The sequence below is a fragment of the Ktedonobacterales bacterium genome (genome assembly GCA_036557285.1).
Lineage (GTDB): Bacteria > Chloroflexota > Ktedonobacteria > Ktedonobacterales > DATBGS01 > DATBHW01.
In genome coordinates this window covers 18963-28714 of record DATBHW010000031.1, presented here as the reverse complement: position 1 = coordinate 28714, position 9752 = coordinate 18963, and the positions used below count along the sequence as shown (strand labels likewise).

Genomic DNA, 9752 nt, shown 5'->3' with positions numbered 1-9752 from the left:
CTCCCGCTGCGGCGCGTCTTCCGTCATCAAGGTCAAATAAGGGGCCACGAAGGCCCACTCGTCATCGCTGACATCACTGGGGTACGGTTTTCTTGCCATGCCCCCAGTCTATCAGAAAAAATGCATAACAGACTCTAGAGGATGAGCGCCTGGGGATGTGAAAGAGTCAATATTTCTCCGCGTGCTCGCTTCTCGCGAAGCGGCACCAACCATTCGTGCTGGACATCCCCCGGTCAGCTTTGAACGCGAGCTTGCGAGCATCACTATAACGCCCGACCTCTGCGCACTCATCCCTGCGAGCAGTCTATCGCATTTTCATCTGCTTTCGTGTCACGAGGTGACATCAGGCTTTGAAAAGTATTGGGCTTAGGCCCCAGCGGCCAGCCCTTTGAACACACCGAGCCGGCTCGGCTCACCTTACCCGATCCGCAGCGAGTGGGTTATTCCGCAACACAGGATTTGCTGCTGCGTGCCTATCGGCTCTCACTGCTGCATGGCTCAGCGCCACTCCTCAGCCTGCAACGCAGCCGCGTGATACCCACCAATTATCAACTCGTGCCGGTGGCGCTGGCGCTGGAGCCAGGAGGCATCTTGCTGAGCTGCTCGTGTTCGGGGGCTGTTAGTCTGGATGATCTGCTGTTTCAATACCCTCGAAGCGGGTCGTACCAGAAATCCTCCTCATCAGCAGCAGCGCCAGGCGCCATTCTACCATCTGCCGCGCAACGTGTGGGGCGCAAAGTCCAACTGCTGGAGGTCTTTGGGCATGGTTTCGATCACCCGATCAACCTGGCAATGCCAGAAACCGCCTACCTGAAGGCGGTTTTCTGCCGCCTGCGCTAGTGGGATGTGTAAGAATTCATAAAGATTGCAGTTCGAGTAGGGCTGAATTGGCGAACGAGATGATCGTTTGCCAATTCAGCTTGGAGAGCAGTACGTCAGCGTGGGCGGATGACCAGCAAGGGTACATCAGCTAGATGCAAGACCGCGCCTGTCACACTGCCATAGAGCCAGCGGCCCACACCCGTGCGGCCATGCGTTGCCATGACAATGATGACCGCCTGCCCCGACTCCATCAGCGTCCTGGCTTGCTCTGCAATATCCAGCGCCGCGCCACCTTCGGTCACCGCGACGGCGGCGGGAATCCCTTGCGCCTGGAAGCGCTGCTGCACGGTTTCCAGATACCTGGTGGCGGTCTGCCGCTCCGTCGGCGCGATAGCCCGGACCGCGTCATTGGCTGCGGCGGCACGGCCCGGTGCACCCACTGTCAGGTCAGGCAGATCCAGCGAACGCAGCAGAGTGACAGAGCCACCCAGTTGATTGGCCAGCGAGATCGCTCTCATCAGGACGGACTCGGCTAGTTCCGAGCCATCCAGCGGCACGATCAGATGGGGCTGCGCCGCTTTGGTGAAGATAGCGGCTGGCTCTTCGCCATGCTTGAGCAGCAGCACCGGTACGGGCGCGCCTTGCAGCACCTGATCCGCCACACTGCCATGAATCAGGCGGTTCATCCCTTCCCGCGCATGCGTGACCATCACAATCAGATCAGCGTGGTGGTCGTGGGCCATATCCACAATGGCAATAGCTGGATCGCCCCCCGTGCGCACAGCCTCAACCGGGACGCCCTGAGCTTTGATTGCTTGCTCCATCCGGATCAGAGAGGCATCAACCTCCTCATGCACCCCTGCGGGCACTTCAAAAGGGCCACCGCGCGAATAGACCAGATACTCGACCTTGCTCACCCGTAGCAGGATGAGCTTGCCATTCGGCCCGGCGCGCTGAGCGAAGGCAATGGCGGTGGGCAATGCCTCCTCGGCCAGTGGCGAGCCATCGAGCGGCACCAGAATGCGGCCATAGGGTGGCAGCCCGCCCGCTGTTTTGAACGGCACCTGATTCGTTGATGGAACCTGCGAGATCATATCTTTTTCTCCTTTTGCCTGCGAGAAGTCAATTGCTACCCACTTCCCAGAGCGGCAGCCTTCCCCCACTTTTCTATCAGGAAGCGTAGTGTATGAGGGTAACGGCAGCAATGATGACGAGTTACTCATTGGTAAAAAGATCAGACACCAGGGCAGAGCAAATGTTAACCCGTTGATAACGAGGTGCGACCTGCCGCGCTACCCCAGAGGGGTATCGTATGCGTGGAGGGAGATCGAGCACCCTGACGCAACGGAGCGCCAGAAGCAAGCTGCTCCAGGCAGCCCTCTCCCTCTCTAGAAGGAAGAGAGACGCGATGAAAGAGCGTATGTCGTTGATTGTCTTTTCGGGCACGGTGGATAAGCTGATGGCCGCCTCCATTCTCGCCACGGGCGGGGCGGCAATGGGCCTGGAGGTCGAGGTTTTCTTGACCAACTGGGGCCTGGCCGCCTTCCGCAAAGGCGACTACAAGGAGAACACGCGCATCACCAAGGAGTATGAGGACTTTGGCCCCATGATGATGCAGCAGATGCAGGCGAAAAAGGTGCCTTCCTGGATGGAGAACCTGAAAGCCGCCAAAGAAGTGGGTGATATGAAAGTGCTGGCATGCTCGATGACGCTGGAACTGTTCGGTTGGACGAAGAATGATCTGGAGCCCATCGTCGAGGATGTCACGGGGGTCGCGACCTTCGTTGACCGTGCCAAAGACTCCAGGATCACCCTGTTTATCTAAGAAGGGGGCAGCATCATGCCCGATCCGATTACCATACCTGATGCCAGGATTGACCGCGAGGTGGATGCGCGCGGGAGCTTCTGTCCCGGCCCGTTGATGGAGTTGATTCGCGTGGTGCGCGCCGCTCCAGTTGGCAGCGTGCTCTCCGTGCTGTCGTCGGACCCCGGCTCGGCGAAGGATATTCCGGCCTGGATTCAGAAGGCAGGCTATGAGTTCCTGGGCGCCTACGCGCTGGAGGGCTACACCCGCTTTGTCATGCGAAAAACGCACTGAGCCACAACCGGGCGCTCAAGGACTGATGCTTCGAGCGCCTGGCTGGTATCTGAGTATTCCAGGAAGAGAGCTTTGTTATGGCTAATGTCATCCAGCGGCCAACCATCGCTATTGTCGGCGGTGGCGTGGGTGGCACGGTCCTTGCTAATCTGCTCGCACGTCAGTTAGATGAAGACGAGGCACGCCTGGTCTTGATCGATCAGAGTGGTCACCATCTCTATCAACCAGGCTGGCTCTACCTTCCCTTTAATGGGCAAGATCCAGAGCACCTGGAGCGTTCGGAACGCTCGCTGCTGCGCCACCGCATTGATCTGTATGTCAGCAGAGTTGAGCAAGTGGATGTAGAAACGCGCTCGCTCCGGCTGGCTGACCCTACTGGCGTTGGACCTACCGAGCGTTTGCACTACGACTATCTGGTCTTTGCCAGTGGTGCGCGCATCGCGCCTGAGGAGGTACCTGGTCTGCCGGAAGCACTGGCACAGGGAAGCGCGCATCAGTTCTACACCCAGGAGGGCGCTGAACGCCTGCGCCAGGCACTGCATGCGTTCCATGATGGGCACATCGCCGTTGCCATCGGCGGCATTCCCTATAAATGCCCACCCGCGCCGCTGGAGTTCACCTTCCTGCTCGAAGCCTATCTGCGCAAACGCGGCCTGCGCGAACGGACGAAGCTCACCTACTACTCACCCTTGCCGCGCGCCTTTACCATCGAAAGCGTCTCCGAACTGGCAGCGCCATTGCTGGCGGAGCGCGGCATCGAGAGCCGCATCTTCTTCAATGTAACTGAGATCGACCACCAGAAGCGCCTGCTGCGCTCGCTGGAAGGCGAAGAGGACCGCTATGATCTCCTGGTCATTGTGCCGCCGCATCGCGGCGCGCTCATCGCCGAACAAAGCGGTCTGGCGGACGCTCAGGGCTGGCTGCCGACCGACCGCGCAACGCTGGAAGTGAAAGGCCAGGAAGGGATCTTTGCCCTTGGGGATGTGACCGACCTACCGGTTTCGAAAAGCGGGTCGGCGGCGCATTTTGAAGCGGCAGTCGTGGCCGAGCGACTCTCTGCCGCTATCCGCATGCGGACGGTGAATCCACGCGAGGGCTGCTACGATGGGCGAGTGATGTGTTTCATGGAGACAGGCTATGCCCAGGCCACGCGCATCGAGTTCGATTATGAGCATCCGCCCGTACCGCCTAAGCCAGGCTGGTTCTATCACCTGGAAAAGATGCTGTTCAATAAAGCCTACTGGTATCTGGTCCCGCCTGCGCGGGTGTGATACTGTTGCCGCGCTGCGGTCTCTGGCCGGGAATGGTCCGTCGCCAGGGACCGCAGCGCGGCAAGCAACTACCTCCTCGGCTTGCTACGCCAGCAGGCGCAGTTCGTAGGCGGCGCGCTCCAACTCTTCGCGGAACTGCGGCGCGGCGATGGCGATCAGGCTGCGGGCGCGCTCAGCCAAGTCGCTGCCATGCAGCGCGGCCACACCGTACTCGGTAACGACGTAATGCACATGCGCCCGCGAGGTCGTCACAGCAGCGCCGGGCGTCATCACGGGCACAATGCGCGAGACCAGCTCGTCCACTGGCTCCAGAAACGCGCGCGAGGCTTTGATGCCGCTGGCATGGGGCATCCGCGCGGTGGCAGGCAGCGCGATGATGGGCCGCCCCTCCTTTGCCAGCGCCGCACCCCGCAGGAAATCCATCTGGCCGCCGACCCCGCTGTAGAGGCGCGTGCCGATGGATTCGGCACAGACCTGGCCGGTCAGGTCCACCTGAATGGCGCTGTTGATAGCCACCATGTGCTCAAACTGGCGGATGATACGGGTATCATTGGTATAATCCGAGGGGTGCAGTTCCACCATTGGGTTATCATCGATAAAATCCAGCAGCCGCTGTGACCCGACCACAAAGCTGGCGACAATCTTGCCGCGATCAAGGGATTTGCGTGTTCCGGTGATGACGCCGCGCTCGACCAGATCGAACACGCCATCGGAGAACATTTCACTATGCACGCCCAGATCGTGCCGGTCGGTCAGAGCCTGAAGCACGGCGTCAGGGATGGCGCCGATGCCCAGTTGGAGTGTCGCGCCATCTTCCACCAGCCCGGCCACATGGCGGCCAATTGTCAGTTGCACGTCATCGGGCACGGGACGCTCCACGGTATAGAGGGGGGCGTCCCAGTGCACGGCATAGTCCAGCCGCGCGACGTGGATGAAGCTGTCCCCGTGCGTGCGGGGTACCTGCGGATTGACCAGCGCCACGACCATCCTAGCATGGTCAACAGCAGAACGGGTGGCATCTACCGATGACCCCAGCGAGCAATAGCCATGCGCATCGGGCGGCGAGACCTGGACAAAGGCCACATCCAGCGGCAGTTCCCTGTCAGGAGCAAAGAGCGCGGGGACATCGGCCAGAAAGACGGGGGTATAGCTGGCGCGCCCGGTGTTGGCAGCCTGGCGCACATTCTCACCCACAAAGAGGGCGCGCAGGCTGAAATGGCCGCGCCAGCACTCCTCGGTGTATGGCGTCGGGCCGTAGGTATGCAGATGCACAATCTCCACGTTCGAGAGCGCTTCGCCGCGTGCCACCAGCGCCTCAAGCAGGGGCGTGGGCGTCGAGCAGGCGCCCTGGACAAAGACGCGATTGCCGGAAGTAATTGCCTTGACGGCGGTTTCTCGATCACACCATGTCGTCATAGATCACTCCTTCTTTTATCTCCGCACCTATCGCGGGCGTGATGGGCGTTAGCCCAGCATCCTACTCATCAGTCGGCGTTTCACCAACTCTACCAGGAATAGATAGAGCGCCGTCATGCCCGCCAGGAACGCGAAATAAGTCAACGGCAGCGGCGTGAACCCCAGCGGGTTCGCCAGGGGCGTAAAAGGCAAGATGCTGGCAACGGTAACAATCAGCAGCGTCGTCAGGATGAGCGGACGGCTTGGTCTGCTGTGCAGCGGGTTGCCTGCTGTGCGGATAATAAACAGCACCAGCGTTTGCGTGGCTAGTGACTCGACAAACCAGCCCGTATGGAACAATGACTCGGAAGCGTTGAACACACGCAGCAGAATAAAGAAGGTCAGAAAATCGAAGATCGAACTGATCGGGCCAATGATAATCATGAAATTGCGAATGAGGGTAATATCCCAACGGTGCGGCTTCTTCACAAAGCTAGCGTCCACGTTATCGGTTGGAATGGTCACCTGGGCCAGATCATAGAGAAAGTTATTGAGCAGAATCTGGGTGGGCAGCATCGGCAGAAACGGCAAGAACACTACTGCTCCAGCCATGCTGAACATATTGCCAAAATTCGAACTGGTGCCCATCAGCAGATACTTCATCACGTTCCCAAATGCCTTGCGCCCTTCCAGAATGCCTTGATGTAGGACACGCAGACTGCGTTCCAACAGGATGATCTCGGCGGCGTCTTTGGCGACATCAACGGCGGTGGAGACAGAAATACCCACATCGGCGGCGTGCAGCGAAGGCGCGTCGTTAATGCCATCGCCCAGAAAGCCGACGACGTGACTGCGGTTTTTCAGCGCCAGGATAATGCGGTTCTTTTGCGCGGGCGAGACTCGTGCAAAGATCGTGGTCTGTTCGGCAATATGCGCCAGAGCTGCATCAGTCATCCGTTCAAGCTCCTCACCCAGGACAATCCGCCCAGGGTCCAAGCCCACCTGCTCGCAGACATGGCGCGTGACCAGTTCATTATCGCCACTGAGAATCTTGACCTGGATGCCGTCGCGCCGCAGCCGTTCCAACACCGCAGCGCTATCTTCCAGCGGGGGATCAAAGAACGCTGCATAGCCGACCAGCACCAGTTCCCTCTCGTCATGAAGCCGATAGGCAGGCTGCATGGGCAGCGAACGATAAGCCACCGCCAGCACGCGATAGCCCTGTGCGCTCAGGTGTTTATAGGTTGCCTCGCACTTGTTCCGTGTTTGAGTGTCCAGAGGATGTTGCTGGCCGTTGACCTCATAGCTGATACAGCCAGCCAGCACGCTTTCAGGTGCGCCTTTGGTAATCAAGAGGCGCTCACCCTCATGCTCCACTGCCACCGAGAGCCGGCGGCGCTCGAAATCAAAGGGGATTTCGCCCAGCTTGCGATAACTCTGTACATCCAGGCTGACATGCTTCAGAATCGCTATATCAAGCGGGCTTTTAATGCCAGTTTCATGAAAGCTATTAAGGTAGGTCAGCAAGAGGGCACGTTCCGAAGGCTGGCCCAGCGGGTCAAACACCTGGCTTAACTCCATATCGCTGCTAGTCAGCGTGCCGGTCTTGTCGCTGCACAGGACATCGATGCTGCCAAAGTTCTGAATGGCGGCCAGGTGCTTGACAATGACCTTCCGGCGCGCCATATGCAGCGCGCCTTGCCCCAGCGTCACGCTGGTAATCATGGGCAGAAACTCTGGCGTCAGGCCCACCGCCAGGGCAATGGCAAAGAGCAACGACTCAAACAGATCACGACGAGCGACCACATTGACCAGGAAGACAAAGAGCACCAGGAAGACGACGGTGCGCATGATGAGCAGACCGAAGCGCCGCATGCCTCGCTCGAACTCGGTCTCCGGCGGTTTGGCTGCCAGGCGCGCTGCGATATCACCAAAAGCGGTCTGCCGACCCGTGGCCGTCACCCGCGCCGTTGCCGTACCACTCACCACCGAGGTGCCCAGAAAGACCCGGTTTTGCGCCTCAGCAGGAGACGATGCGACTTCTGCTGGCTCGGAGGTCTCTTTCTCCACCGGCAGCGACTCGCCAGTCAGCGCGGCCTGCTGGACGTGCAGGTCATGTGCTTCGACGAGCAGCGCATCGGCGGGAATGAGGTCACCAGCTCTGAGGCGAATGAGGTCGCCCGGCACGACCGCGCGGCGTGGCAGTTCGCGCCAGTCACCATCGCGCCTGACGGTGGCGGTTGGCGCCACCTGAGCGCGCAGCCGGTCAGCGGCCTGCTGCGAGCGCGCGGTCTGGATAAAATTGAGCGCAATGCTCAGCAGCACCATCACAGTGATGATGATGGCATTGACCACTTCGCCCAACGCCCCAGCAACGATACTGGCAGCCAGCAAAATCACCACCAGTGGGTTGGTGAGAAAGAGCAGCAGTTGCCGCAGCACCGCTGCCTGCTGCACTGGGGTTGGTTCATTGGGGCCGACTGCTGCCAGCCGAAGCTCAGCCTCTGCACTTGTCAGCCCCTGGCTGGAGCTGGGCGGTTGCTCTGCGAGCGCAGAGGAAGTTGTCTGCCGCATCATGACCTCGTTTGCTGATAGCCTCGAAAAGAGGCGCCCAGAAGAAACTCTGGGCACCTCTCACCAAAAGTGACTGGGCCTCGTTTAATCGCCTGCCGCCGCAGCAACCGTCGGCGTTTTGGCCTGCTTTGCCATCACTTCGCGTGCCTTGCGGTTGGCATTAGTGATGGCCCAGAAGAAGACATATGCGCCAACGATCAGAACCCCGGCCATAGAAATGTAGGTCAGCGGCCAAGCCCAGGCGAGATTGCTGGTAGTGGCAAAGAAGCTGACAAAATTGGCGTACCCGTCAGAAGCAAAGTTCTCGGCCAAACTGGCCCCTTCTACTGCCAGCACCTGCGGAACGAAGTAGAGGGTTGCGCCAATGACCAGCAGGAAGGTTGAGAGCCGATACGCACCCAGATCATCATCGGCCTTGCGCACTAACTTCACGATCAGTGCCAGCAGCAAGAAGAGCGCTGAAAGCGAGCCGGTGAGCGGCAGCGGTAGGGTTGCCACCAGATTGGGCATAAAGAAGACAAAGCTCAACACGAAGGTTGCGAGCATAAAGGCATCGCGCATTAAAACGTAGGACATCCACCATACATCAGCCCCCAAGCGCAAGCCGCTCTTGCGCAGCACGCGCGTGAGGTAGGGCCGCCCGATGTGCAGCAGCAAGATGGTCGTCCACAGCGCGGGCAGAAACGCGACGACACTCAAGATCAGCCATTGTGAGCCACCCTGCACCAGCGCGTTGGTGATCGCAGTGGCAACATCGTCAGGTGAGAGTGGAGCGGGTGCAATTTGAGCGAGCATCGAAAAACTCCTTTACGATCAGGTCCGCTGCCTCAGGCATCCTGAGGTCGGGAGGCGATCAGCTGTAATCAGAACGATCAGGCACGCCAGGAATCTGCTTCAGGTTCCTATGCTGCCGCTTGCTCTTCCGCCGGTTTGGCTGGAGCACGCAGCGAATACATCACCGCGACAATCCCCATGAGAGCAACCAGGCCGACGGCAATGAGTGTGAGCCAGGCGGCCAGTATCGGATTGGTGTTGCTGACCAGGCTGGTTGAAAGATTACTCAGGCCGCCAGCCGCGACGGCGTTGGCTTGCGTGCCCAGCACGTAGGGGATGAGATAGAGCAGCGCGCCCAGCCCCAGCAGAAACGAGTTGATGGTGTAGATACGCTCGTCGTTGTCATCGCCTTTGCTTACCAGCTTGACCAGCAAGACGGCAAAGAAGCAGCTTGCTGCCAAACCGCCGGTCACCGGCAGCGGATTTTCGTTTACCACGTCTGGGAAGAAGTACATAAAACTCATCACAAAGCCGGTCACAATCAGGAAGTCGCGGGCGCCTGCATAGACCATCCAGAGCAGGTCCGCGCCCAGCCGCAAGGTAAACTTGCTCATCATTCCGAGCAGATAGGGCCGCCCCAGGTGCAGCGCCAGGATGGTAATCCAGAGGATGGGCAGAACCGCTGCCAGGGTGCCTTCGATAAATTGTTCGCCGCCGCCATTAATCCCATCGATGATCGCATTGGTCAGATCGTTAACGTTCATGAGATAGACCCCTTTCTTGAGTGGGCTGAGAATCCAGCAAATGGCCCTTGATGC

Annotated in this window: 10 protein-coding genes; 4 read left to right on the top strand and 6 right to left on the bottom strand. The window is 59.4% G+C overall.

Annotated features, from left to right (window positions below):
* On the bottom strand, nt 1-99 hold a 99-nt coding region (locus VH599_09130; GenBank protein HEY7348461.1), incomplete at its 3' end, for an IS5/IS1182 family transposase.
* Between the two features lie 336 nt (nt 100-435).
* On the opposite strand from VH599_09130, the gene VH599_09125 reads away from it, so the two are divergent.
* Nucleotides 436-840: a hypothetical protein gene (locus tag VH599_09125; protein HEY7348460.1), complete on the top strand. Its 405-nt coding sequence runs from the start codon at nt 436-438 to the stop codon at nt 838-840.
* A 95-nt stretch (nt 841-935) separates the two neighbouring features.
* On the opposite strand, the gene VH599_09120 is transcribed toward VH599_09125, so the two are convergent.
* A complete protein-coding gene (locus VH599_09120; protein ID HEY7348459.1) occupies nt 936-1916 on the bottom strand; it encodes a universal stress protein in 981 nt (326 codons plus the stop codon).
* Nucleotides 1917-2230: 314 nt separating this feature from the next.
* Between VH599_09120 and VH599_09115 the strand changes: the two genes are divergently transcribed.
* The 3 genes from VH599_09115 to VH599_09105 all read left to right on the top strand — a co-directional run bounded on the left by VH599_09115 (nt 2231) and on the right by VH599_09105 (nt 4191).
* The gene (locus VH599_09115; protein ID HEY7348458.1) at nt 2231-2647 is read left to right on the top strand and encodes a DsrE/DsrF/DrsH-like family protein; all 417 of its coding nucleotides are present in this window, start codon (nt 2231-2233) and stop codon (nt 2645-2647) included.
* A 15-nt stretch (nt 2648-2662) separates the two neighbouring features.
* Nucleotides 2663-2920 carry a sulfurtransferase TusA family protein gene (locus VH599_09110; GenBank protein HEY7348457.1) on the top strand — a complete coding sequence of 86 codons (258 nt, stop codon included), beginning with the start codon at nt 2663-2665 and terminating at the stop codon, nt 2918-2920.
* Between the two features lie 77 nt (nt 2921-2997).
* A complete protein-coding gene (locus VH599_09105) occupies nt 2998-4191 on the top strand; it encodes an FAD/NAD(P)-binding oxidoreductase (protein HEY7348456.1) in 1194 nt (397 codons plus the stop codon).
* An 84-nt stretch (nt 4192-4275) separates the two neighbouring features.
* Here VH599_09105 and VH599_09100 read toward each other — a convergent pair whose 3' ends face one another.
* From VH599_09100 to VH599_09085, 4 genes are all read right to left on the bottom strand, one after another.
* Entirely contained in the window at nt 4276-5607 is a 1332-nt protein-coding gene (locus VH599_09100) for an acetyl-CoA hydrolase/transferase C-terminal domain-containing protein (protein ID HEY7348455.1), read from the bottom strand.
* Nucleotides 5608-5655: 48 nt separating this feature from the next.
* On the bottom strand, nt 5656-8217 hold the full coding sequence (gene mgtA / locus VH599_09095; protein ID HEY7348454.1) for a magnesium-translocating P-type ATPase: 2562 nt from the start codon (nt 8215-8217) through the stop codon (nt 5656-5658).
* 27 nt (nt 8218-8244) lie between these two features.
* Nucleotides 8245-8955: a hypothetical protein gene (locus tag VH599_09090; protein HEY7348453.1), complete on the bottom strand. Its 711-nt coding sequence runs from the start codon at nt 8953-8955 to the stop codon at nt 8245-8247.
* A gap of 107 nt (nt 8956-9062) precedes the next feature.
* On the bottom strand, nt 9063-9698 hold the full coding sequence (locus VH599_09085; protein ID HEY7348452.1) for a hypothetical protein: 636 nt from the start codon (nt 9696-9698) through the stop codon (nt 9063-9065).
* Between the last annotated feature and the right edge of the window lie 54 nt (nt 9699-9752).